Below are 26,437 nucleotides of genomic sequence, written 5' to 3'. Positions count from 1 at the left end.
ACGAGAAACTAAAGGAGTCTGAAATGACACAGCGCCAGGGACAAGATCCACGACTTGATACAAGCAGAACAATTCGTGCACCTCACGGAGATAAACTGCGCGCAAAATCTTGGCTAACCGAAGCCCCTCTTCGTATGCTGATGAACAACCTTGATCCTGATGTTGCAGAACATCCACATTCACTGGTTGTATATGGCGGCATTGGCCGAGCAGCGCGAAACTGGGAATGTTACGACAAGATTGTTGAAGTACTTGAAAGACTCGAAGATGACCAAACGCTTTTAGTTCAATCAGGCAAGCCTGTTGGTGTTTTCCCTACTCATAAAAATGCCCCACGCGTGCTTATCGCAAACTCAAACCTTGTTCCGCATTGGGCAAACTGGGAACACTTCAACGAGCTAGATAAACAAGGCTTGATGATGTACGGCCAAATGACCGCTGGCAGCTGGATATACATTGGATCGCAAGGTATCGTACAAGGCACATACGAAACGTTCGTATCTGTTGCAAAAAAACACTTTGACGGTGAAGCAAAGGGCCGTTGGATTCTAACAGGTGGTCTCGGTGGCATGGGTGGTGCTCAACCTCTCGCTGGTACAATGGCGGGCTTCTCCATGATTGCAGTAGAGTGTGATGAATCACGTATCGATTACCGCCTACGTACAGGCTATGTCGATAAGAAAGCGGCTTCTTTAGATGAAGCGCTAGCTATCATTAAAGAGTCAGACACACCAATATCGGTTGGCCTACTAGGTAATGCAGCAGACGTTTTCTCTGAGCTGGTAGAACGTAATATCACGCCTGATGTCGTAACAGACCAAACGTCTGCACACGACCCGCTCAATGGCTATTTACCACAAGGCTGGAGCATGTCTCACGCAGCAGAAATGCGTTTGCAAGATGAAGCAATGGTCGTAAAAGCCGCGAAAAAATCCATGGCTGTGCAAGTTCAAGCGATGTTAGAGCTGCAAAATCGCGGCGCCGCAACACTCGACTATGGCAACAACATCCGCCAGATGGCCTTGGAAGAAGGCATAGAAAACGCATTTGATTTCCCTGGCTTCGTTCCAGCCTACATTCGTCCTCTATTCTGTGAAGGTATCGGTCCTTTCCGTTGGGCTGCTCTCTCTGGCGATCCTGAGGACATTTATAAAACCGACCAAAAAGTAAAAGAGCTAATTCCAGATAATCCGCACTTACATAACTGGCTAGATATGGCTCGCGAACGCATCCAGTTCCAAGGTTTACCTGCGCGTATTTGCTGGGTTGGTCTTAAAGATCGTGAGCGTCTTGGTCAAGCATTCAACGAAATGGTGAAAAATGGCGAACTTAAGGCGCCCGTTGTCATTGGTCGAGACCACTTAGACTCTGGCTCTGTAGCAAGCCCGAACCGTGAAACCGAAGGTATGATGGACGGTTCTGACGCCGTATCAGACTGGCCATTATTAAACGCGCTACTCAACACGGCGGGCGGCGCAACTTGGGTTTCACTACACCACGGTGGTGGCGTAGGTATGGGCTTCTCGCAACACTCAGGTATGGTTATCTGCTGTGACGGCAGTGAAGATGCCTCAGAACGTATTGCCCGCGTGCTGCATAACGACCCAGCAACAGGCGTGATGCGTCATGCTGATGCGGGATACGATATCGCTAAACAATGTGCAGCAGAGCAAGGGCTAGATTTGCCAATGCTCAACGAAGAACTGAAGAAGCTCAAGTAAGGATGAAAGAGATGTTAAATTTAACGCTAAAGCCAGGTCATATTAGCTTAAACGAACTACGCCAAGTGAGCCGTTCACCAGTCAACCTTACTTTGGATCCTGAAGCCATTCCGGCCATTGAAGAAAGCACACAGGTCGTAGACCGAGTCATCGCGGAAGATCGAACGGTTTACGGAATTAACACTGGTTTTGGGCTATTGGCTAACACACGAATAGCACCAGAAGATTTAGAAACACTGCAACGCAGTATCGTTCTCTCTCATGCGGCAGGTATCGGTGAGTTTATGTCAGATGAAACGGTTCGTCTGATGATGGTATTAAAAATCAATAGTCTGTCTCGTGGCTTTTCTGGGATTCGCCTAAAAGTCATTAATATGCTGACCGACCTAGTCAACGCACAAGTTTACCCTTGCGTACCTAAAAAGGGCTCTGTTGGCGCATCAGGTGACTTAGCTCCTCTAGCCCATATGAGCACAGTATTACTGGGAGAAGGACAAGCTCGCCACAACGGTAATATCATTTCCGGGCAAGAAGCTTTAAAAATCGCAGGTCTAGAGCCTATCACTCTGGCGCCAAAAGAAGGCTTAGCGCTACTAAATGGGACTCAGGCATCCACAGCGTTCGCATTGGAAGGCCTGTTTATCGCGGAAGACCTTTTCGCGTCAGCAACCGTTTGTGGTGCAATGTCTGTTGAAGCCGCTCTCGGCAGCCGACGTCCATTCGATCCGCGCATTCACCGTGTACGTGGTCATCGCAGCCAAATGGACGCAGCACTCGCATACCGTCATTTGTTAGACACATCGAGTGAAATAGGTGATTCGCACACTAACTGTGAAAAAGTACAAGACCCGTATTCTTTGCGCTGTCAGCCTCAAGTGATGGGTGCGTGTTTACAGCAAATCCGCAATGCGGCGGAAGTACTACAAGTAGAAGCGAACTCCGTATCAGATAATCCGTTGGTGTTTGCTGAAGATGGTGACATCATCTCTGGCGGTAACTTCCATGCGGAGCCTGTTGCAATGGCAGCCGACAACCTAGCACTTGCGATTGCCGAGATCGGCAGCTTGTCTGAACGTCGTATGGCATTACTTATCGATAGCGCGCTATCAAAACTGCCACCGTTCTTAGTCGACAATGGTGGTGTGAACTCTGGTTTCATGATTGCTCAGGTTACCTCTGCTGCGTTAGCAAGTGAAAACAAAACACTCGCTCACCCAGCGTCAGTAGACAGCTTGCCAACATCTGCAAACCAAGAAGATCACGTGTCAATGGCAACATTCGCGGCTCGCAGATTGAAAGAAATGGGCGAAAACACTCGCGGTATTCTGGCTGTCGAATACCTCTCAGCAGCACAAGGCCTAGACTTTAGAGCGCCAAACAAGTCCTCTGAGCGTATTGAGATTGCGAAACAAATGTTGCGTGAAAAAGTATCGTTCTACGATAAAGATCGCTACTTTGCGCCGGACATTGAACAGGCAAACACTCTGCTTAAGCTGGCTATCCACAACACGCTCATGCCAGAGAGCTTGTTACCAAGTATTCAATAATTAAGCATAACTGGCATTTCATCGAATAAACAGATGATGACTTGAAGGCTCTACGTTCTGCGTGGAGCCTTTTTACATACGATTAAACATGTTGATGGCACTGTTTATGAACGCCTGTCTACTTTGATGGCTATACTTTAAAAGATAGGCGAGCGAAAAGGTCGTTGTTTATTGCTTTCACAAATAAAAGCGTTGCTAAAGTATGCGTTTTTAACGGTTTATCCGCCGAAATAGTGTCTTATTGTTAGGATACGGTGAAGTTTTCACTGGATGGACCATTGCTACGCAGATATTCGCATATAATCCCACACAGTTTTGGTTACTACGTAAAAATTATGTTTCTAACACCTTATTTTTCAAACACTAATCACCAGTTTCAGTTCACTCGCGAACAAGCAAGCCACTTTGCAAAACGTGTCGCAGGTGACTACAACCCAATTCATGATGAAGACAACAAACGCTTTTGTGTCCCTGGGGATTTACTTTTCGCAGTGCTCCTTAGTAAAGAAGGCGTTAGCCAAAAGATGCGTTTTAACTTCTCTGGCATGGTAAACGATGGTGTAGCACTTCATATTGAAAATAAGTGTGACAAAGAAAGCGCTGTTGTTGACGAGGCAGGTAAAGAATACTTACACATGTCCCGTGAAGGTGAAACTAACCACGATCCGGCATTTATTGAGCATGTAGTGACAAATTACGTGCAATTTTCTGGTATGAACTTCCCTCACATCATGGTTCCTCTTATGGAAGAGAAGCAAATGATGATTAACTGCCAGCGTCCATTAGTTATTTATGAAAGCATGGAAGTCGAATTTTCACGCTTAGACCTTACGCATCCAGAGGTGGATTTCACTGGCGCAACATTCGATGTAGAAGGAAAACGAGGTGTAGTCACCTTAAACTTTGCGTTCAAAGAAGACGGTGAAGTCGTTGGTAAAGGTATTAAGCGCATGGTTGCAAGTGGCTTGAAGCCATATGACCAAGAAGCGGTTGACGACCTTGTACGCCGCTTTAATGAACGTAAGGATGCATTCCTAGCAAAGTTCGTTAAGGCAGCCTAGTCGACTGCCCTATCAGAAGCGCACAAAAAACGTGTTTACTAAAAGAAAGCCCAACGTCGACCGTTGGGCTTTCTTTTTATGTCTCATCCAAACAAAACTAAACGCAATGCTTAGAGCCAACGACGAACATGGTTTTTATAATCCACATACTCTTCACCAAACAATCGCTCTAAAACGCGTTCCTCAGGCTTGATTTGAAACCGATTCATATAACTGACAAATATCACGCCACAAAGCACCACACTCAAGTGCTGCCACCACAAACCAGTTGCTATGATTAGAAGCAATAATGCCGTGTACATAGGGTTGCGTGAAAAGGCAAACACACCAGTTCTTACAACAGAAGATGCCGCTTCAGGTTTTACTGGGTTCACTGTGGTTTTTACTTTGCGAAATTCATACACGCCAGCAATGCCCATGTAGCCAGACAACAAAGTTAATACACCTACTACAAATTCAACAAAGGGGACTCGAATGTTCATGCTCGGCGTCAAAACTTTAAGTCCGTACATCAAAAGTATGACTAGCAAAAACACCGCAACAGGTGGGACTTTGAGTTCAAGTTTTCTCAAGATTCATATCCTTTGAAAGGGTCTAAGTACGGTTTCTAAAAAGCCCAGTAAAACTGGGCTTGATTTAGTCCGATTACAACAAAGTTAACAATGCCTGAACGGGATGCTTGGGCTTCGTTCCTTCAAAGCGTTTCACTTGGCTGCGGCAAGAATAGCCTGTAATCAAACATCTCTCGCTATCCAACTTATCTAAGCTTGGCTTCCAGCTTAAATTGTAAATGTCTTTCGACATCGACAACTTATCAACCTCATGACCAAACGTACCCGCCATACCACAACAACCAACAGGTACCGTATTCAAAACTGCACCAAAGTGAGCAAAAATAGCGCCCCACTCTTTTTCCGCATTTGGCATTTTGGTTTTTTCAGTACAGTGCGCAAACAGATACCAAGGTTCCTGCGCCTTATGCTCTCCGCTTTCAAACGCTTCTAGTCTTGGGTAAAGCCATTCGTGGGCTGTTAGTACATCGAAATTACCTCGCTTACTGCCAAGCACTTCAGCGTATTCATCTCGATAACACAGCACCAAAGCAGGATCGACGCCAACTAATGGAATATCCAGATCCGCTACCATCGCCAAGAACTTCGCTGTGTCGGCTGCTGTGTCCTTAAACTGACGTAAAAACCCTTTAATGTGTTGTGCTTTACCATTCGGCTTAAACGGCAGAAGCACCGGATTCATACCCAGCTTTTTCAATAACTTAACGAAGTCTTCAACGACATCAGCGTCGTAGTAACTAGTGAATGGGTCTTGAACAATTAAAACATGCTTGCTCTTTTCAGACGAAGACAAACCACTGAGCGCTTGCAGATCATAAGGCGTTGTCAGCGACTCTACTCGTTGTTTCAAGGTGGGTACTGATAACAACGGCGCATCGACATACCCGACCGTAGATGCCGTTAAACTTTTCACCCACGACTGCTTCAAAACACCATTTACGACACCTGGCGCTTTCGCCATCATCGGCAGCATAGTCTCAATGTTCGCAACCAGATAGTCTTTTGCAGGACGTTGGTAACGAGAGTGATAGATGTTTAAAAAGCGCGAGCGAAAGCTCGGAACATCGACTTTAATCGGACACTGACTCGCACACGCTTTACACGCCAAACAACCATTCATCGCTTCATACACTTCGTGAGAGAAGTCATACTCGTGACGACGATTGATAGAATGACGTACGCGGTCAATCATGGTTTTGATTGATGTTTTGTTTTCTAGTGTTTGCTTTTCTAAGTCAAGAATATCAATGCCTTGCTCAGTAAGCTGACGCAACCACTCGCGAACCAAACCCGCACGACCTTTCGGTGAATGACGACGATCGGCTGTTACTTTCATCGATGGACACATTGGCGAGCTGGTATCGTAGTTAAAACACAAACCGTTACCGTTACATTCCATCGCTTGTTTAAAGCTGTCACGTACTTGAACGTCAATCTGACGGTCATAGTAACCACGTTTGGTATCGGTAACTTTGACAAGCTCTGCATCACTATCCAGCGGTGTACAGATTTTGCCCGGGTTCATTTTGTTGTGTGGATCGAATGCCGCTTTCACACGTCTCAGTTCAGTAAACAACTCGTCGCCGAAAAACTCAGGGCCATATTCTGAACGGAAACCTTTGCCGTGTTCACCCCACATCAAACCGCCGTATTTCGCCACCAGCTTGACCACTTCATCAGAAACTTCGTGCATCAATGCTTCTTGGTGCGGGTCACACAAATCCAACGCAGGACGTACGTGAAGCACCCCAGCATCGACGTGACCAAACATGCCGTAATTCAGAGACTTGCTGTCTAACAGTTCTCGAAACTCTACAATGAAGTCCGCCAGGTTTTCTGGTGGCACACAGGTATCTTCAGCGAATGCGACCGGTTTAGCACGACCTTTTGCTGCGCCTAACAAACCCACCGCTTTTTTACGCATGTTGTAAATACGCCCAATGCTCGCTACATCGTTACAAACTTGGTAGCCGATAATGCCCGCTTCTTCTGTTTCCAACATGGTATCGAGCTTGGCGGTCAACGCTGCAACCTGAGCAGCAACTTCCTCTTCGTCCTGACCTGCGTATTCCACCATATTGATGCCAAGCATCTCTTTATTTGGAACATCGGTAAGTAAATCGCTCACGGTGTGCCAAACGATATCTTGCTTCGCGAGATTAAGCACTTTTGAGTCAACGGTTTCTACAGACAGCGCTTTCGCCTCTACCATAAACGGTGCATTACGCAGTGCAGAATCAAAGCTGTTGTATTTAACGTTAACCAACGTACGCGCTTTCGGAATTGGCGTCAGGTTCAGCTTTGCTTCGGTAATAAATGCCAATGAACCTTCCGCGCCGCAAAGTACTCGTGTGATATCGAAACGGTCACCGTCTTCATTCAAGGCATTTTTTAAATCGTAGCCCGTTAAAAATCGGTTAAGAGGAGGAAACTTATCTACGATCTGCTGGCGTTTTTCACGACATACGGATTCCGTTACACGTAGCGCCTTGGCAGCAAACTCGCCTTCTTTTGGGTAACCATGGGACAAGTCCGACTCTAAAATTGAACCATCAGCAAACACCGCTTGTAGCGACAAAACATGATCGGATGTTTTTCCGTATTTCAGAGAGCCTTGACCAGAAGCATCGGTGTTGACCATGCCGCCAATCGTTGCACGGTTACTGGTAGATAAGTCTGGAGAGAAGAAGTAGCCATAAGGGCGAACAGCGTCATTTAACTGGTCTTTCACTACACCAGTTTGTACACGAACCCAGCCTTCTTTCTCATTAATCTCAAGCACTTTGTTCATGTGACGAGACATATCCACCACAATACCTTTGGTTAGCGACTGACCATTGGTCCCTGTGCCGCCACCACGAGGTGAAAAGGTAATTCGTTCGTACTTTTCTTTATTGCTCAGTTTCCCGAGGAGAGAAACATCTTCTGTCGTTTTGGGATGAACGACAGACTGAGGAAGTTGCTGGTAAACACTGTTGTCAGTGGCAACCGCTAGTCGGCTTGAATATTGGCTTTCGATATCACCAGTGAATCCGGCGTGCTCAAGCTCTTTCAGAAAACTAAGAACAAGAGGATCGACATCAGTTTGCGAGTGTAATCTTGGTAACATTTGCTTCCTGCCCCTACGACGCTGATCCGATCAGCTGCGGGTTATGTAATTATTTGCTCACTTCTCATACAAATTGGCGCTAAGCGAAAAAAAAACACCACAAAAGAGTTAGTGAAGTAATATTCTTTGAATTTCGTCACTTTACAACATTTAAAAAGACGAGCAAATCAGAATCTCGATACAATAATTAAACTTATGCTTTATTTTTTCACGCTTGATGCCTTACATTGGGGAACGAATCGCGTTTCTAGATGAGTTTTCAGAATGAAAAAAAATAAAATTGTGACCACTGAAGATATCCTTCTCAAACTTTGCCAGTCTGTTTCTGGCGTACTTACTTCGGCGACATCTTCTCAAGTAAATTATTCAGCAATGGTGCAAAAAATCCACAAGACTAGCCTCAAACCAGATTTTGGCTGTTTTGTTCTGTTTGATGGCGGATTTACCGGGCTAGTTGTGATTAATTTTACGGCAAAAGCCGCACTGGAGATCTACACGAACTACATGCGTAATATGGGCATGCCAGAAGAAGAACTGGCAATATCTCATACTTCTGACGAGGTAGGCGATGTTCTGGGTGAACTCATGAATCAACTGGTCGGAGACTTCACTAATAAAATTCGTAAAGACCTGCAAACGAACATCACACAAAACCAACCAAAAATGCTAGCGCTGAATAAGCAAGTTATCTTACAAGTTGATACCAACCTTGACCGCCCTCAAGCGCGCAGAGTGACGTTCTCCACCGAAAACAACAATATTTTCTATCTCGAACTAGCAATGGATAAAACTGAGTTCATCCAACTGGAAGAGTTTGAAGTTGCTGAAGACGAAAACCCAGACGACATTTTAGAGGCAACACGTAAACAGTTGGCTGAGAAAGAATCTAAATCGTCGGGATCAAACGATGATGCCGATGACTTGCTCAACCAGCTCGGGTTGTAATTCTAACGAATCTTAATGAAGAATGGCTTCTTAGACACAAGTACGACTTCATACTGATTACGACGAACTAAAACGCCAGCCTCGCTTAATGCGAGGCTTCTTTTTATGTGCAGAAATTATCTTCAGTCCCACCTTGTATTTCGTTTTTATGTCAAAAAAGGTAATATGTCTGACTTCATAAATTTTCTGCTTTCGTTACTGGTTGTCGATGGATAAACAAAAAGCTCTGAAAAAAATCGCCAAGTGCTTAGAACTGGGCAATTCCGCTAATGTGAATGAGGCTGCCAATGCTATCAAAATGGCACATCGCCTCATGCTTAAATATGGTCTCGATAAAGACGATATTGAGTTCATCAGAATGGGAAAAACACAATCTTCTCATCTGCTACCAGCGAACATCAGTTCTACCATATTGCGAGTGATTCGCGGCATTAACACAAAATTCGGTGTCGAAGCAGTATTGTTGAATCACAAAGGGCTCAAACGTGTCGAATTTATCGGTGAAGCAGATCGCGCTATTTTTGCTGCATTTGCTTTCGATATTGTTTATCGCGAGATGAACGAAAGTACCGGACAATTCCGAAACAGCTTTGCTGGCACCGGCACCTCTTCTCAGGAAGTGACTCGCCGTGTGAACTCATTTGTATCTGGCTGGGTGGAAGGCGCGATTGAAAAATTGCCAATTATTTCTCCAGATGAAGAGTCGGCCAATAAAATTAATGACTATATTGATAAAGAATTCCAAAACATTGACCGCGAAACGTTCAAGAAGCAATTGAAAGAAGCGATGAAAAACCTAACTGAAGACTACGAAGTGGGCTTAAAGAAAGGTAGAAAGGTTTCAGTTAATCGTGGAGTGGGCGGCGAACAAGCACGCAAAATGTTGGGCGATTCATCGAAATAGCCAGAATAGTAAAGGATTCACATAAGCAGCAATGACTTCGATGTCGATGGGGCTTACTTTGAGAGCTTTGGCAGTATTGATAGGAATTTTCTTACAGAAACTCTTATCAATCTTACTTTCTCATAACAAATATTAATGCTTGTTTATTCATAATTCGCATCCCATTATGAGGCATGGTTTCGCCTCAGTTTTATACGGAGATTTTCCCTTGAAAAAGATGCCTATTGCACTAGCTCTAGTGCTAGCTCTTACTGGCTGTCAAGCCACTCAACGCCAAAATGCAACAACGGGTGAATACGAAACTAACTCCACCACGCAAGGCGCGCTTATTGGTGCGATCGCTGGCGCAGCAATCGGCCTAGCAACGGGTGATGATGCTAAAGAACGTCGTCAGCATGCACTCATTGGTGCAGCCGCAGGCGGAGCGACTGGCGCTGGCGTTGGTTACTACTTTGACCAACAAGAAGCGGAATTACGTCGCGCTTTGCTAAACTCTGGCGTACAAGTTCAGCGTGTTGGTGAAAATCAGCTTTTACTGCGTATGGAAAACGGTATCGGCTTCTCTTCAAGCTCTTACCAACTTGATGCTAGTATCCATAATACTCTAAGCGGTGTTGCTCGCATCCTAGTTGAGTACCCAGATACCAGTCTCGTTATTGATGGTTACACGGATAGCACAGGCAGTGAGTCATACAACCAAACGTTGTCAGAGCGCCGTGCAGAGTCCGTACGTCAATTCCTAGTATCTCAAAACGTTGCACCTGGTCGTGCAATTGCACGCGGCTACGGCGAACGTAACCCAATTTGCTCAAACCAAACTTCTGAAGGTCGTGCGTGCAACCGTCGTGTTGAAATCCAGATCTTGCCACTGAAGTAATTTGGTTGCACCATAACGGTAATAATAAAAAATTACCGGAGCAGGCCTAACCATTATCGTTAGGCCTGACATATTAATGTCTGTCAAAACGTCTGCCCTACTCTGCTTATTTAGCCTCAGCTTTTCTGGCTACTCACTTGCCTCTCAAGCTCCAAATGACCCCATCGAACAATACGAGTACGCACAACAATTATTGGCATCAAACAAAGCTGAAGCCTCACCAGAAACGCGCTACTGGCTAGAGCAATCCGCCAACCAAGGTTACCTCCCTGCGCAAAAACAGCTCGCGAACGACTTTGCTAAAGGGATAAATGGCGAAAAAAATGAAACACAAGCGTTATATTGGCTAACCTCTATCGCACTCAATGACCCAACCGATCGTGGCTTTCTTCTCGCCGATTTTATTCAGCGCAATCCAGATAAGGTCACAACTGCTCAATTGACTGAAGCCTTGTATCAAATGGCTTCTCAGCATAATCCAGCAGCAGAACAAGCTTATAATCAACTGTTAGAGCAGCGCTTCAACCAACTGCGAGCTAAACAAGTCTCCCAAATAAAGTCGCTCGATAAAAAGGCTGAGCAAGCACAGGAAGAGAAAAGCACAGTTGCAAACCCCAAAGTAGAACACTCGCAGTTTTTATGGCTGATCTGGCTAGCGGCGATACTCATCATCAGCGGCTTAAGTTTTCTCGTAATCAAGAAACTTAAGCAGAATAGAAAAGCGCTTGAAGCCAAAGAGGAAAGCCAAAATCAACGAATGGCGAAAAAAATAAAAGAGCTAGAGTTTACGAACAAGCAACTGAAACGCCAGCTAGAGAAAGTATTCAAAGAATTTAAGAAATCCAAAACCCAGGCAGAGAACCATAAGCTAAGCGTCGCGTGTGCTATGTTTGGCTACACACCACAACACATCCCTGATTTACAAGCAATCAAGCTACGCTATAGACAGCTATCAAAGCTTTATCATCCTGACACAAGAGGCAGTGAAGAAGAAATGAAGCGACTCAATCATGCCTTTAAGCTCGTCTCACAAAATGTTACAAAACAGTAAAAATAGGTCAGGATACTTTGGCTAGCATGCTTTTAGACCTATATAATCAAGCGCCGCAATCGATCTCCCTCTCAAACAAATTAACAGACATTTAACTTAAGTCGCGCTTTTATGCCATAATGCCCGGCGCAAAATAACACCTAACGACTCAAATTAATCTAGGTGGGGAGAAAATCAATGTTCACTGAAGAAGGCACCTGTGATTGGTGTAAAAAACCTAGCCTTGTAACTCGTCACGATTATTTAGATGGCAAGCACCACTACTCATGTAAAGCTTGTTACGACATGGCGAAAATCGACGTGCGCCTATTTAACCAAGGCGAATTACAAATGCGCGAACGCTTGCAACGAGCGAGCTAAGCAAGACGGAATCAACGGAACTGATTTTCAAAGGCGCCTCTTAAGGCGCTTTTTTGATCGGCCAAGCCCTATTTCCAATCTCTATCTCGTATTCCCTCCTATCTTACATAGCACGTCGCATCGGTTATCAGCCCTCTCCCACTGTATACAAACCATTGTCCGTGAAAAACACCTGTATATACAGTAGTAAACCCCTGTATGTCTCTCGTCCAGTTTTCTACTCACCTCACATTTTTAAATTGATGTTAGACATATCAAAAATGAAAAACAACCACATAAATTCAATTACTTAGAATCAAATCCTTTTATTTCCTTCTCAAAAAACCGCAAATAACTTTTGAGAAACTGGTTGATCAGGTCACCAAAACAAACTACTGTATACACATACAGCATGTATAAAGGAACAGTAAGATGCAGTTACAAAGTCAATCTCATACATACTCTCGTTACAACGTATTGGCACAAGCAACTAAGCCCATGGCCGTTTCGGATCAGCTTCTATCTAAGCTGGCTGTTTTATCGCAGCAGAAACAATGGATTTTGTTTACAGCAGACTGCCCTCGTCCAGACTTTGAACAACTCACTGCTTCTAATATTTGCTGTAAAAACGTTATTCAAATGAAGCCCTCTCAACAGCTTTCAGAAGTCGAGATCGTGATAAAAGCCATCTGCTCAGGCAATGCCAGTGCTGTTGTCGCATCCAATAAAATTGCACTTATGAATCAATCTATGTTGCGCGACATGGCGCAGCGCTATCAGTGTGAAGTCTTTTTCGTCGAAGGCAGAGTTAATAAGTACCACTAATAAGTTCGACGTTATCCATCCTGCATCTCGCCTCCTTTTTAAGGGGGCTTTTTTTGTATTAAAGAAAACAGGCAAACGTTTGCTTTTTCTCTGGCGAGTTAAAATAGTTCTGGTATGATGCCCACATTCGATTTATTCAGCGCCCACATTTTGCTGAATATCTTCTCTTTCTGACGTTTGATTAAGATGATAGGAATGTCGCAATGAGCCTTGCTAATCAAGTACTTGCCGTCAATGACGACCTGCCAATTCGCACCCATAAACCCGTTCATAGTGGAAAAGTTCGTTCAGTTTACTGGTTAACTGAAGAAGACAGCGCCCGACTGATCAAAGAAAAAGGATACAATGTCGCTCCAGATGCGCCTTTGGCTATCATGGTGATTAGCGACCGAATCTCTGCATTCGATTGTATTTGGCATGCTGAAGGTGGTCTTAATGGTGTCCCGGGTAAAGGGGCTGCGCTTAATGCGATTTCTAATCACTGGTTCAAACTGTTCAAAGAAAATGGCTTAGCAGATAGCCATATTCTAGACATTCCTCACCCTTTTGTTTGGATTGTACAAAAAGCCAAACCGGTAAAAATCGAAGCCATCTGCCGCAAATACATCACGGGTTCGATGTGGCGCGCTTACGCAAATGGCGAGCGCGAGTTTTGTGGAATCCAACTTCCTGAAGGGTTAGAAAAAGACAAAGCACTGCCAGAGTTGCTAATGACCCCATCCACAAAAGGCATTCTAAAAGGCATTCCCGGTGTGCCAGAAGCGGATGACGTTAATATTACTCGTCAAAATATCGTAGACAACTACGAAGCATTTAACTTCTCAAGTGCGGACGATATCGCACTCTACGAAAAACTGCTGAAAGAAGGCTTTAACGTTATCAGTCAAGCATTAGAAGCAATTGACCAAATCTTTGTCGATACCAAATTCGAATTTGGTTATGTTCATGATGCTGCTGGCAATGAAAAGCTGATTTACATGGATGAAGTGGGTACACCAGACTCGTCTCGTATATGGGATGCTAAAGAGTACCAAGCAGGTCACATCGTAGAGAACTCAAAAGAAGGTTTCCGCCAGTTCCTACTTAACCACTTCCCTGACCCAGATATCTTGCTAAATAAAGAACGTATGCCAGAGCGTGAAGCACTCGCTCGTGATAATGCTTTACCCGTCGAATCTTTGATGGCGATTTCGAGCACCTACATTGGTATTGCCGAGAAGATTACAGGCAAGCCGATTCATTTGAGTGAGAATCCGAAAGCGGAAATCATCGAAGTTCTGAGCAAAGAATACGGATTGATTGACTAGCACTGTCGCTAGATTGCTAAATGCTTTCCAATAAAAAGTCCGCACTAGCTTGCGGACTTTTTTCGTATTAGGCTCAGTTTAGCCGATATTTAACGTAGTGCCATCTGTTGTAGAGGCTGACTTGGTCGTCACCTGATATGTTTTGTCTTTAATCGTTGATACGAAATACCAGGTCGACTCTGCCTTGTCGGGCGTAAAAGTAACGCGCATAAAGCCACGCTGTTTGATGTCTGCCCACTGTAATTCTGACACTAAGTGCGGCAGCGTGTATTCCATTTGAGCGATCGCAACAGGGTCTAACGCGAGGTAGGCCTCTAACCCAGGGGAACTCACAGAGCTAGTCGCAAACTCTACCCCGATAGGATGCTTAGATACGTCTTTAAGCTCACTTGCCCATGCGTTGTGCGTATCTCCTGCCAAACAGACAAAGTTACCACTGCTGGCTTTGGCCAGTTGATAAACGTTCTCTCGCTCAACGTAGTAACCATCCCATGCATCTAGGTTATATGGCAAAGCAATGGTATCTAAACTTGGGTCAGAGAGATAACCCGTAATCGCAGAGTTTACCGCTAATAACGCCTCTGTTTTTTGTTCTTCAGTGGCAGTAAACAATTGAAACATCGCGGTCATAACCGAACTTGGCAACTCCATACGAGACATTAACACTTGTTGCCCTAGCACATTCCAAGTTGCGTCGTGCGTACTGAACGCATCCATCAGCCACGCGAGTTGGTCACCGCCTAACAGCTCTCGGTCTTGACTGCGCGACTGAGCAACTAAACCGCCAATCGCTTCCATCGTTGGTGAGCTGAGCGAGAAATAATCCAACGGTTTATCACGCCCCACAAGTCGCGTGTCGAGCATCATCAAATTGACTAAACTTCCAAACGAAAACTGACGGTAAATCAGCATGTTTGAGAAAGTGTTTTCACGAACGGGCAACCATTCTGTCCACGCGGCAGCCGCAGCTGCACGACGATCATTAAAGCTGCCTTCCTCTTCTTGATGGTTTTCCGCACCATTTTTCCAACTATCATTTGCAAGCTCATGGTCATCCCAGACTGCAATCATTGGTAGGCTCGCATGTAACGCTTGCAGATCAGCATCTTGGCGATATTGCGCATACCGTTTTCGGTAATCATCTAAGGTAATGCATTCAGTGCCTTTGCTTGGCTCTCGCCCTAGTGCCTCAGCATCTTCACTAGCGTAGCCACCAGCCCCATACTCATAAATGTAATCACCGAGATGAAGTACCACATCAAACGGTTCTTGCTCATGTTGATTTAAGATCTCTCGATACACATGGAAATAACCAGCAGGATAGTTTGCACAAGAAACAACGGCCATGGATGCCTTTTCTACACCACCCTCTGGTAATGTTTGAGTTTGCCCGACTTCGCTAGTGACATCTCCAACCATGAATCGATAGTAATAGTGAGAATTTGCGTTGAGGTTTTGAACATCAACTTTTACCGTAAAATCTCGGCTCGTATCTGTAGCGAAAGTGCCACTTTGCACGATATCAGTAAAATTTTCATTAGAAGAAACTTGCCAGCTTACATCTGCGTAGCTTGCTGAGGTCGTAACTCGAGTCCAAATGATTACTTGTGTTTGAGTAGGATCTCCACTCGCCACTCCGTGCTCAAAGGTAACCGCAGCAGATTCACTAGCATCGCTACCACAGCCCACCAGCCCGGTAACAATCGCCGTTGAAGAGGCAGCTTTCATAAAGTCTCGACGAGACAAAGACATATTGACTTCCTTTCTTATTGTGTTTGTTTTTATGCCCAAATGACGTGGTGACTCGATCATCCTTGTATGCCAATAAGGGACGTTAATTCGAACTTACAGTACCAACCACTTAGTCGGTAATTTGTCCTAAAAACACAAAGTTAGAAGCTAGTTATGACAATTGCATTTCCAAAGGTTACATTTTTGTTAATTTAAGTGCAAATACTCTATATTCATCACATTTCCTAAGACCTGCGACAAAAACCTCAAAATAAAAAGCGACCTACTTTGAGGTCGCTTTTCATTGCACTATTGTTAAGTGGTACATCGATGAAGTGGAAATGTTCAGCCTAAAACTTGATGTTAAGGACATCTTGTTCTGACGTATCCACCTTCAACTGACTGCGAGATTCTATGTACTCGATTTGCTGAACATCGAGCGAATATGGCATAACGACTCGCAATTCATTGATCCCTTCATGTTTAGCTAGCTGGGTTAAGCGGACCAAATTGGATTCATCACTTTTACGAGAAGACATCGATTTTAATGCGGCATCCCACAACCGATCTTCAGGCTTGCTCAATTCCGCAATGTTCTGTTTCCACATCAAACCGAAAATAGGCGCGATGGTGGCAAATGCCTCTAAAAAGGTCCATTTCTTACTACCTGTCGCTCCTAAAAAGCTAGTGTAGTCGAATTCAATGCACGTCTTTCCTTGTTGATCCATTCTATGCCCCCGACACTCGAAAATGAGATATACCAAATATCGTTCAACTGTTTTGATATAGCAATGGGATATAAAACATTCGTCTTTTATGCCCTAATTTACATACAAAAGGAAATATTAAAACCAGCTTTGTAACAACTGATGTACAGCTTCGCCATATATAAGCATTCAATTGATTAATATTTCAATTAAGAAACTAAAAACAACACACAAGTAACGCTATCAATATGAAATAATTATAGATTCACCAAGAAAATATCAATTCTTGTCACAACGTCATCCGCCGACCTACTTCACATCAATCACTCGACTGGCCTTTTTATACTGTATCTTCCAACCAGCCCAGCGTGGCAGCTCCCAACGCTTCGGGTCTCCCTTACGGTTTCCCTCTCGATAAACGACCTGTACCAGCTTGCGAGACGCGTAATACTCAACATCCAGTTGGAGTTCTGGCAGCGAAAGTTCTAAAGGGTACTGCTCCGTGAAATCGTCGTATTCCCATTCTGGAACACCGTTAAATGTTAAGTCTTCCGGTTCAAATAACGCCATATCATCGACATTTTCAACGCCTAATGTTTCCAACTGATCCTTTAACCAGCTAGAAAATGTCAAGGAGGCCAAGTCGTTAACCTCTTCTCCTTCGACATTAAGGCCCAATGCGTTGTAGAGTTTCCAGTGTTGGATTTGTTGTTTTCTTTGAGAAGCAAAACCTGGTAACAGTGTCTCGTCTTCTATCATTTCGACAATAGACTGAACAGCAACATCACCTTGTAACGCTTGGTGTTCAGAACAGACTGTTCGCCCGGCGTAGACCAAATGCATTGTTGCTCTTGGCGTCTCTTCTTCATAATTCGTCTCACCTTGTCGCCACTCCCCAAATTCAAGTTCGCGTAATAACGTCAGCGGGATAGGCATCATAACCGATGCGAGGTTTAGTGTTTGCTTAACGCCTCGTCCTGGCACGCTATGGCTATCTAGCACGATGGCCGCTTCTTCTTTATCAGGAAAGCGGCTGTTACGCCCAACCAGCATCTCGACTACGCCATTTCCTAGAGCATCTCTTCGACGAGCTCGTCGGACAAACACAAGCTCAGGGTGCAATGAGGCGATGGAAAAAAAGAGCGCTTCACGTTTATATCGAGAGGCAACGTCAAGTTCCGGTAATTCAAATACTTCTCGCATTTGTTTCGCTAAACCTTGCGCCTCTTCGAGTGCGCTGGCATCAATGACAATGCCCGGAAGTCGCTCCCCCCGAACCAAACGGATAAGCAAAGAGGCATCACACCCGTATGGCTCCTCTTGAGATAGAAGCTCAGCAACTTCACCACTTTGTCGCTGATAGAGCTGCGCAGGCACAGATAAGGCGGCAGCCAAATCAATCATTGCTTCCTTCTCTGGCTTCGCTTGAATTCTGGTAACGAGATCGGCAAACAGTGCATCAATGGGTAGTGGATATACTTTTCTCCCATGCTGCGTGACATTGCCATCCTCATCAATCGCTTCCATAGATAACAACGTCGAATGAGATGCCTCTAGCGACTTTGGGGGAATTGAGTCGAGAAAATCGAGTGTTGAGAGACGGTACCCACAACAAGCCGCTGCCAGCATGGGCTCGACGAGCTCTTCTCTGTGTAATTCTGGAGGTGTCACCAACTCTAAAGGCGCGTGCTCACCATATAGACGAATACAAGCCCCTTCGGTAACGCGACCTGCTCGCCCCATTCGCTGCGCGGCACTGGCCTTAGAAATGTTGGTTAATGTCAGTGCTGTACGTCCATTTCGTTGTACAGTTCTGCGCTCTAAACCACTATCGATTACCACACGGATATTAGGAATGGTCAGAGAGGTTTCCGCGACGTTGGTTGCCAATACGACTTTCCGTTGCTTTTGTACCGTCAGCGCACGATGTCGTTCTTCATCACTGACCGAGGCATGAAGTTTAACCACCATGACATCACTGCTGCTTTGTAGCATCTGCGCGCATTGGGCGATCTCTTTACGTCCTGGGAGAAAAACAAGAATATCGCCATCTTCATCTTCCAGTGCTTCTTTTACCGCTCCGACAACTTCCTGTTCACATCCCTTTTTGTTCGGTAAATAGCGGCTGTCTGTGGAACGATGTGTCACCGTGACTGGAAAGCAACGTCCTTCCGAACGCAGACGCTTAGCATCCAGGTAACGCGCTAGCTTTTCGCCTTCTAAGGTAGCGGAAGTGACGATCAATCGATGTTGATTTTCTTGCTTCAAAATGGCGGTTAATAGATCAATATCCCAGCGTCGCTCGTGAAATTCGTCCACTATCACGACATCAAAGTCTGCTAGCTTGTTTTCCGAAAACCAACGCAGTGCAACCCCCGGAGTCACAAATACAACTTCGGTTTTTTCATCAAAGTAGGCATGAAGCTTGATCGCGTAACCGACTTTGCGACCTATTGGCTCTCCAGATTGCTCCGCAAGAAATTCAGCCAGCGAGGTACAAGCAATTCGACGTGGTTCAATAACCAGAACGCGTCCGTGTTTTGCCGCCCACATGGGCAAGCGGGTAGATTTACCCGACCCGGTTTCGGCTTCCACCACAAGATGGTTAAGGCTTACATGATGGTCAAACTCAGCTTGCAGGCTGTCGATAGGTAGTTGAAACATAGAAATTGGATTTGATTTGATGATGCAAAACATTATACCCAAGTAAAAAAATCCTGCTTTAGGTATCTCTAAACAACCAATATTGCCGATATTTTCGTCGGTATCTGAATTTTTTTGCGACATTACATTGATGTGCATCAACGCATGTTTACAACTAAATAGTGAACCCGTTAAAATTTGGTGCGCATCCTTCAACCCTACATAAGGCACCCAATGAACAACGATAAACGCCCACTATATATTCCATATGCGGGTCCGGCTCTTTTAGCAACCCCTCTTTTGAACAAAGGCAGTGCATTCTCTGCTGAAGAACGTAGTTCATTCAACTTAGAAGGTCTGCTTCCAGAGTCGACCGAAACTATCCAAGAGCAGGTGGAACGTGCCTACCAGCAATACAAAAGTTTCGAAAGCGATATGGATAAACACATTTATCTGCGTAATATCCAAGACACCAACGAAACATTGTATTACCGCCTAGTGCAAAATCACATTTCTGAGATGATGCCAATCATCTACACGCCGACTGTTGGCGCAGCATGTGAAAACTTCTCTAACATTTACCGTCGTGGTCGCGGTCTGTTCATTTCATACCCGAACCGTGACCGTATTGACGACTTGCTGAACAACGCAGCAAACCACAACGTTAAAGTGATTGTTGTGACAGATGGCGAACGTATCCTTGGCTTGGGTGACCAAGGTATCGGCGGCATGGGTATTCCTATCGGTAAACTGTCACTATATACCGCGTGTGGTGGTATCAGCCCTGCTTACACGCTACCAATCGTGCTTGATGTGGGTACCAATAACCCGCAACGCTTAGCTGATCCGATGTACATGGGTTGGCGTCATCCTCGTATTACGGGTGCAGAATACGATGCATTTGTAGAAGAGTTTATCCAAGCGGTACAGCGCCGTTGGCCTGATGCTTTGATCCAGTTCGAAGACTTTGCTCAGAAAAATGCGATGCCTCTTCTTGAGCGTTACAAAGACCGCGTGTGTTGCTTCAATGATGATATTCAGGGTACTGCTGCTGTTACTGTTGGCTCTCTACTTGCAGCTTGTAAAGCAGCAGGAACTCAGCTTTCTAAACAACGTATTACCTTCCTAGGCGCAGGGTCTGCTGGTTGTGGTATCGCAGAAGCGATCATCGCACAAATGGTATCGGAAGGAATTTCTGACGAGCAAGCTCGCTCACAAGTTTACATGGTTGACCGTTGGGGTCTGTTACAAGAAGGCATGCCTAACCTTCTTGATTTCCAACAACGCTTGGTGCAAAAGCATACCAATACGAAAGAGTGGGAAAATGAAGGAAATGGCTTCTCACTACTCGATGTTATGCGTAACGCCAAGCCAACGGTACTAATTGGTGTTTCTGGTGCTCCTGGTCTATTTAGCCAAGAAGTCATCGAAGAAATGCATAAACACTGTAAGCGTCCGATTGTCTTCCCACTGTCGAACCCAACAAGCCGCGTGGAAGCGACACCGAACGACATCATTCGTTGGACAAATGGTGAAGCACTGGTTGCAACAGGTAGCCCATTTGAGCCAGTGGTTCATGAAGGTCGCACTTACCCTATTGCACAATGTAACAACAGCTACATCTTCCCAGGCATTGGCCTTGGTGTACTTGCTGTCAATGCAAAACGTGTCACTGACGAGATGCTAATGGAATCAAGTCGCGCGCTAGCAACATGTTCTCCTCTAGCAATCAACGGTCGTGGTGCACTACTTCCACCACTGGAAGAAATCCACTTAGTATCGAAAAAAATCGCATTTGCCGTTGGTAAAAAGGCAATTGAACAAGGTGTCGCATTAGAAATTACTGATGAAGCATTGAACGTGGCGATTGAACAGTCGTTCTGGCAACCTGTTTACCGCCGCTACAAACGCACTGCGTTCTAAGCTTGAGACAATTCGTTTAATAATTAGCCCCTACCATGTAGGGGCTTTTATTTTTTTATCATCCTAACCAGATTTTGGCATAAATGGGCTTCTCTCTTTTTGTTTCTATCAGATATGATGAGAACTACATTTTTAGTTAAGGATATAAAACGTTTTGTTGTTTTCTCGCATAAGATCAAAGTGGAAGCTGAAATTTTCCTGGAAGCGATTTGCTTTGATTTTGTCGATCTCTGCACTTAGTCTGCTTGTTTCTGTTATTGCCATCGACCGGTGGGTGGTTTTACAAGCCAAAGAGAGCATTTTCACTGAATACGAGCAAATCCCTCAACATGAGGTTGCCGTAGTTCTTGGTACCAGTAAATACATCGGAAAGATCCTCAACACTTACTACACTCATCGCATTAATGCGGCGATTGAGCTTTACAACCAAGGCAAAGTAAAACAGTTTTTATTGAGTGGTGATAACGCCCACCGTTCATACAACGAACCGTGGACAATGAAACGCGACTTACTTAAAGCAGGCGTGCCTGAAGAAGTGATTCACCTTGATTATGCTGGCTTTCGTACCTTAGATTCGATTGTACGAGCAAAAAAAATTTTTGCTTCGGAGCGATTTCTGATTGTGACTCAGCGCTTTCACTGTGAACGCGCACTGTTCATCGCTGATGCTTACAGCATTGATGCGCAGTGTCTCGCGGTAGCAGGGCCGACGGCCAACAAGCAAAAAACATCGATGCGTGTTCGAGAACTGCTAGCCCGTGTGAAAGCGTTTTTAGACCTGTACATTATCAATACGCAGCCTAAGTTTCTTGGCCCTCAAGAACCTATCGTCGCAGTAAAAGAGCCAAATAAAGCAGCTAACGAGCCTCTTCAAGTCCCCGTCGAATAGAGGAATAACGTGGCTCACAAGCCTAGTAACATTTCTATAAAACAAATGGGTAGTTTTCTACCCATTTCCAATTCTCAACATCACACTTTCTAATTTGCTCTACGATTCAGGCAAAACTCTTTTTCGCATTCAAAGTAACATTTCATCAATAAATAACTACAAGTCAGTTACTTTGCCATAAAAAAACCGACAAAAGGCAATGCAAAAGGAGCACTACCCATGACCGCACTCGCTGTGACATTGAAGAATTGGTTCTTCACTCGCAACAGCATGATTTTGAACGCGAATATCCTATTGTTCATTATCTTGTTTAATACCTTACCCTTTGAACCACAAGTAGTAACCGGCCTGAGCATCTTAGTTTTTGTTGCTATTTTGTGGCTAACCGAAGCGATTCACGTCAGCATTACTGCGCTGCTCATACCACTACTTGCGGTATTTTTGGGTGTGTTCAACACTCAAGCCGCACTGAATAACTTTTCCAACTCCATCATTTTTCTATTTTTGGGTGGTTTTGCACTAGCTGCGGCTCTACATAAACAAAAGTTAGATCAAGCTATTGCAGATAAAGTACTATTGCTGGCAAGAGGAAAAATGTCTGTCGCTGTATTCATGCTATTTGGTGTGAGTGCTGGCCTGTCAATGTGGATTTCAAACACCGCCACCGCCGCGATGATGTTACCGCTTGTGCTGGGTGTGATGACAAAGCTAGACGCCAAGAAAAACCACAACACCTTTTTGTTTGTTCTACTCGGTATCGCTTACAGTGCTTCAATTGGTGGTATTGCAACACTGGTTGGTAGCCCACCAAACGCAATTGCAGCAGCTGAAGTTGGCCTTAGCTTCACTGAATGGATGAAGTTTGGTGTACCTATTTCCCTAGTATTAATGCCAATCGCTATCCTCGTATTGTACACGATGACTAAGCCTGACCTTAGTCACAAGTTTGACCTTGACCATCAACCAGTCGAATGGACAAACGGCAAAATGATTACGTTGGCGATTTTCTTACTGACCGTAACTTTGTGGATATTCAGTAAGCCTATTAACGCTATGCTGGGTGGCTTCGCGAAGTTCGATACTCTTGTAGCCATTGGCGCCATCCTTCTACTTGGTGCTTCTCGCGCCGTCGAGTGGAAAGATATTGAGAAAACAACCGACTGGGGTGTGTTAATCCTATTTGGTGGTGGTATCTGTCTGAGTAACGTCCTAAAAGCAACCGGAACAAGCGTATTTTTGGCTCATAGCTTGTCAGGCTTCCTTGAGCAAGCCGGTATTCTCTTAACGATTCTTGCAGTGGTTGCTTTTGTTGTCTTCTTAACTGAGTTTGCGAGTAACACCGCCAGTGCTGCGCTACTTGTCCCTGTATTTGCGACCATTGCAGAAGCCTTAGGCATGTCTCCGGTTATTCTCTCTGCACTGATTGCCGTCGCTGCATCTTGTGCATTTATGTTACCTGTTGCAACACCTCCAAACGCGATTGTGTTCGGTACGGGTCATATCAAGCAAAAAGAAATGATGCGAATTGGTTTCGTATTAAACATTGCCTGTATTGCTGCACTAACGCTTTTCGCTTGGTTGTTCTGGTAAAAATAGCAAGTTCGATTAGCACTACACTGCTGCTCACGGTAATCGTATCGATAACCCAAACTTCCCCCCTAAGTGGTGTTCAGCAGTTTCCCTCTTGGTGGCCAGTTGGCCACCTTTTTTCTTTCCTTTTAGTGAACGGCTATCAGGCTTGCTTCTTTTCGCAAGCAAGTAAACCATAATGAGCTTCCACTCGGTTGCGACCATTGCGCTTCGCCTGATACAGCACTTCGTCAGCTCTCGCCATGGTTTCTGAGACGCGTTCATTCTGCATTTGGGCAACGCCAATACTGCAAGTTAATGATTCACCGTGCACCCACAAATGATCCTCCACATTTTTGCGAATCATTTCTGCCTTCTCTAACGCTTGTTCAATATTGGTATCAGGGCAAAATACGACAAACTCTTCGCCGCCCCAACGAACGAGTCGATCGTCTGAGTAAATAGAAGTCGCTACCACCATGACAAATTCGCGCAATATGTCATCCCCCATTTGGTGCCCAAATTTGTCGTTCACCTTTTTAAACTTATCCAAGTCCAAATAGAGAATACTGAAGGTGTTATGCCCCCAGCGAACCTGACGAGATTGTTGTTCCAGCCAGTGTTGCACAGCATATCGGTTCATCGCGCCCGTCAAAGCATCTCGATGCGCTAGCTCTGCAAACTCATAGTTTTGAGCTCGCAAAGTATCATTCACCTTTTCCAAATGACGGTGACGCTTTTGCGCTTTTTCATAAGCCACTCTATTTTTTCGTAACTCATGCAGTGAAAAAGCCAGTCCAAGCGCCATCCAAGAGAGTAATAATGCATACAACAATGTTTCTTGCGCAAGGTAAGCGCCTTCAAACTCAATTTTATCAATCACAATTCTATGTTTACCAAGTGCCGCACCAGACCCAGTTGCAATATCAATACGTGTGATGTTTGAAAATTCAGGTGCAGAGTGCTCAATCGCGACTCCGTTATCTGCTAACCACCAGGTCATCACCTGAAGATTTTTAATCGGAATTTCGACAATATCGCTCGAACCCGACGGAGAAAACTGCATGCCATTATATTTAATGGTGTACTCGTCGTCCGGCTTGGAATACTCAGAATTATAATTGCGAAGATACAAACGTAGGTCGTGGCTAGGGTTAGCCCCTATTCCTGCCTCTTCATATCGCACCTTCAATCGAATCGTATGGTAGTTGGAAAGGTCAATACCCTGTGTTGGCGTTGCTGAATCGGTATAAACCGAGATTCCGCAGTAAGGCCAAGCATACGAGCTCTGCTTTAGTTCACAGCTAAGAACTAGGCTTTGCCGATCGTATGTGATATCTGCCTCACTCACACCTCCTTCACTGGCATCTTTAGTTGCATAGATATTGAAATGCTCAGGTGTAATGGTCAGCTTTCGCGTATCGCCAAGCACACTATAAAGGGCAACCAAACTGATAGTGCAAATAGAAAGAGCAAAGATAAAGTTATGGATCCACTTCATGGGCAAGTGACCTGCTGAGATTATATGCAATACGTGAGGTTCAATAATTTCAAAAATGAAATCAAGGTGATTTATCAAGAAATAAAATCACTTTCTCATTCAATTCTTAGTTTCGACACATAGTAACGGATTTTGAACCGTTATCACGTTTTAAAATTTCTAAAAAGTGCAGCTCAACTTCTATTTGCGAAGCATTTCACAGCCATAATTTTTAGAAAATAAAACACGATGCATAATAATTTAGTGCAAGACATTTACTTTAAAGCTCCTGTCAACCCTGCATCTCTTCTCCACTTAAGTATATACTGTGCAAAAACACAATAATGAGTAATGTCATGTCATTAATTGCAACTGGCACGCTAAACAAAATGCGTGCTTCTCTGGACGGTGCCGTCAACTACCGTCTTCCTGTCGGTGAGGAAGAAATCGACTTAACTCCGTTTCTGGGTAAAACGCTCACACTGACTCACACTGGCAATATTTTTTGTTGCTCATGTGGAAAGAAAACGAAAAAGAGTTATTCGCAAGGCCACTGTTTTGTATGCATGAAAAAGCTAGCAAGCTGCGACATGTGTATCATGAAGCCAGAGACCTGCCACTACGATCAAGGGACTTGTCGCGAACCACAATGGGGTGAAGAGAATTGCATGGTGGATCACTTTGTCTACCTGTCCAACACATCCAGCTTAAAAGTTGGTATTACTCGTCATACTCAAATCCCGACTCGTTGGATTGACCAAGGCGCGACTCAGGGCTTGCCAATTTTTAAAGTAAAAACTCGCCATATCTCCGGTTTAATTGAAGTTGAACTGGCGAAACATATCGCAGACAAGACCAATTGGCGCACACTGCTTAAAGGTGACGGTGAACCTATGGCATTGCAGGGCCGTTTTGCTGAGCTATTGCCTTTAGTCGAAGAGAAAATTGCCGAGATAAAACAGCAATTCGGCGAAGATGCCATTGAAGTATTAAACGAAAGCATTACCGACCTTAGCTACCCGGTACAACAGCACCCAACGAAGATCATTTCGCATAACTTCGATAAAAACCCGGTTGTTACTGGCACTTTGCAAGGCATTAAAGGTCAATACCTCATCTTTGATACTGGCGTTATTAATGTAAGAAAATTCACTTCCTATGAAGTTGAAGTTAGTGAGTAATCGCTTGTAAAACGCGTTGATTCAAATAAAAACGAAAAAGCTCGAGTTTGACTCGA

The 26,437-nt window shown here is 44.7% G+C and carries 20 protein-coding genes; 14 read left to right on the top strand and 6 right to left on the bottom strand.

The features are described from left to right. The first annotated feature begins 23 nt into the window (after positions 1-23). The 3 genes from hutU (at position 24) to R7041_RS02780 (ending at position 4,329) form a co-directional block, all read left to right on the top strand. Positions 24-1,721 carry a urocanate hydratase gene (gene hutU, locus R7041_RS02790; RefSeq protein ID WP_104976004.1) on the top strand — a complete coding sequence of 566 codons (1,698 nt, stop codon included), beginning with the start codon at positions 24-26 and terminating at the stop codon, positions 1,719-1,721. An 11-nt stretch (positions 1,722-1,732) separates the two neighbouring features. Then, a complete protein-coding gene (hutH, locus tag R7041_RS02785; RefSeq protein ID WP_104975253.1) occupies positions 1,733-3,268 on the top strand; it encodes a histidine ammonia-lyase in 1,536 nt (511 codons plus the stop codon). Positions 3,269-3,603: 335 nt separating this feature from the next. Further along, the gene (locus R7041_RS02780) at positions 3,604-4,329 is read left to right on the top strand and encodes a DUF3581 domain-containing protein (protein WP_017821813.1); all 726 of its coding nucleotides are present in this window, start codon (positions 3,604-3,606) and stop codon (positions 4,327-4,329) included. A gap of 110 nt (positions 4,330-4,439) precedes the next feature. Here the strand turns inward: R7041_RS02780 and R7041_RS02775 are convergent, their stop codons facing one another. Both R7041_RS02775 and R7041_RS02770 read right to left on the bottom strand, forming a co-directional pair. Then, positions 4,440-4,901: a methyltransferase family protein gene (locus R7041_RS02775; RefSeq protein WP_033905135.1), complete on the bottom strand. Its 462-nt coding sequence runs from the start codon at positions 4,899-4,901 to the stop codon at positions 4,440-4,442. 73 nt (positions 4,902-4,974) lie between these two features. Beyond that, positions 4,975-8,010, bottom strand: coding sequence for an FAD-binding and (Fe-S)-binding domain-containing protein (locus R7041_RS02770; RefSeq protein WP_064368092.1), 3,036 nt, complete (start codon positions 8,008-8,010; stop codon positions 4,975-4,977). 264 nt (positions 8,011-8,274) lie between these two features. Between R7041_RS02770 and R7041_RS02765 the strand changes: the two genes are divergently transcribed. The 7 genes from R7041_RS02765 to R7041_RS02735 all read left to right on the top strand — a co-directional run bounded on the left by R7041_RS02765 (position 8,275) and on the right by R7041_RS02735 (position 14,258). Next, complete coding sequence (locus tag R7041_RS02765) at positions 8,275-8,955, top strand: DUF3334 family protein (RefSeq protein ID WP_005388843.1); 681 nt, start codon at positions 8,275-8,277, stop codon at positions 8,953-8,955. A gap of 208 nt (positions 8,956-9,163) precedes the next feature. Then, a complete protein-coding gene (locus tag R7041_RS02760; protein WP_005377954.1) occupies positions 9,164-9,859 on the top strand; it encodes a DUF2786 domain-containing protein in 696 nt (231 codons plus the stop codon). A gap of 217 nt (positions 9,860-10,076) precedes the next feature. Next, positions 10,077-10,736: an OmpA family protein gene (locus R7041_RS02755; protein WP_169644525.1), complete on the top strand. Its 660-nt coding sequence runs from the start codon at positions 10,077-10,079 to the stop codon at positions 10,734-10,736. A gap of 76 nt (positions 10,737-10,812) precedes the next feature. Then, positions 10,813-11,787: a molecular chaperone DnaJ gene (locus R7041_RS02750; protein ID WP_054577920.1), complete on the top strand. Its 975-nt coding sequence runs from the start codon at positions 10,813-10,815 to the stop codon at positions 11,785-11,787. Positions 11,788-11,964: 177 nt separating this feature from the next. Next, the gene (locus tag R7041_RS02745) at positions 11,965-12,147 is read left to right on the top strand and encodes a hypothetical protein (RefSeq protein WP_005377960.1); all 183 of its coding nucleotides are present in this window, start codon (positions 11,965-11,967) and stop codon (positions 12,145-12,147) included. Between the two features lie 411 nt (positions 12,148-12,558). Then, a complete protein-coding gene (locus R7041_RS02740) occupies positions 12,559-12,951 on the top strand; it encodes a SulA-like leucine-rich domain-containing protein (RefSeq protein WP_064368089.1) in 393 nt (130 codons plus the stop codon). A 203-nt stretch (positions 12,952-13,154) separates the two neighbouring features. Further along, the gene (locus tag R7041_RS02735) at positions 13,155-14,258 is read left to right on the top strand and encodes a phosphoribosylaminoimidazolesuccinocarboxamide synthase (protein WP_064368087.1); all 1,104 of its coding nucleotides are present in this window, start codon (positions 13,155-13,157) and stop codon (positions 14,256-14,258) included. Positions 14,259-14,336: 78 nt separating this feature from the next. On the opposite strand, the gene R7041_RS02730 is transcribed toward R7041_RS02735, so the two are convergent. The 3 genes from R7041_RS02730 to R7041_RS02720 form a co-directional block, all read right to left on the bottom strand. Next, a complete protein-coding gene (locus R7041_RS02730) occupies positions 14,337-16,010 on the bottom strand; it encodes an alkaline phosphatase D family protein (protein ID WP_054577921.1) in 1,674 nt (557 codons plus the stop codon). 329 nt (positions 16,011-16,339) lie between these two features. Then, positions 16,340-16,717 (bottom strand): hypothetical protein, encoded by a 378-nt coding sequence (locus tag R7041_RS02725; protein WP_005377965.1) that lies wholly within the window; start codon positions 16,715-16,717, stop codon positions 16,340-16,342. Positions 16,718-17,005: 288 nt separating this feature from the next. After that, positions 17,006-19,360: a helicase-related protein gene (locus R7041_RS02720; RefSeq protein ID WP_206949103.1), complete on the bottom strand. Its 2,355-nt coding sequence runs from the start codon at positions 19,358-19,360 to the stop codon at positions 17,006-17,008. 213 nt (positions 19,361-19,573) lie between these two features. Between R7041_RS02720 and R7041_RS02715 the strand changes: the two genes are divergently transcribed. From R7041_RS02715 to R7041_RS02705, 3 genes are all read left to right on the top strand, one after another. Further along, positions 19,574-21,262 carry an NAD-dependent malic enzyme gene (locus tag R7041_RS02715; protein ID WP_005377977.1) on the top strand — a complete coding sequence of 563 codons (1,689 nt, stop codon included), beginning with the start codon at positions 19,574-19,576 and terminating at the stop codon, positions 21,260-21,262. 154 nt (positions 21,263-21,416) lie between these two features. Continuing rightward, entirely contained in the window at positions 21,417-22,151 is a 735-nt protein-coding gene (locus tag R7041_RS02710) for a vancomycin high temperature exclusion protein (RefSeq protein WP_005388862.1), read from the top strand. Positions 22,152-22,370: 219 nt separating this feature from the next. After that, a complete protein-coding gene (locus R7041_RS02705) occupies positions 22,371-23,741 on the top strand; it encodes an SLC13 family permease (RefSeq protein ID WP_017634863.1) in 1,371 nt (456 codons plus the stop codon). 142 nt (positions 23,742-23,883) lie between these two features. Here the strand turns inward: R7041_RS02705 and R7041_RS02700 are convergent, their stop codons facing one another. Continuing rightward, positions 23,884-25,221, bottom strand: a complete 1,338-nt coding sequence (locus R7041_RS02700) for a GGDEF domain-containing protein (protein ID WP_031781257.1) — start codon at positions 25,219-25,221, stop codon at positions 23,884-23,886. A gap of 335 nt (positions 25,222-25,556) precedes the next feature. Between R7041_RS02700 and R7041_RS02695 the strand changes: the two genes are divergently transcribed. Further along, complete coding sequence (locus R7041_RS02695; RefSeq protein ID WP_206949104.1) at positions 25,557-26,381, top strand: DUF2797 domain-containing protein; 825 nt, start codon at positions 25,557-25,559, stop codon at positions 26,379-26,381. Positions 26,382-26,437: the final 56 nt, after the last annotated feature.

It is taken from the genome of Vibrio sp. 1751, assembly GCF_033339895.1.
GTDB lineage: Bacteria > Pseudomonadota > Gammaproteobacteria > Enterobacterales > Vibrionaceae > Vibrio > Vibrio alginolyticus.
The sequence above is the reverse complement of the archived record's forward strand: the minus strand, read 5'-3'. Positions and strand labels throughout refer to the sequence as shown.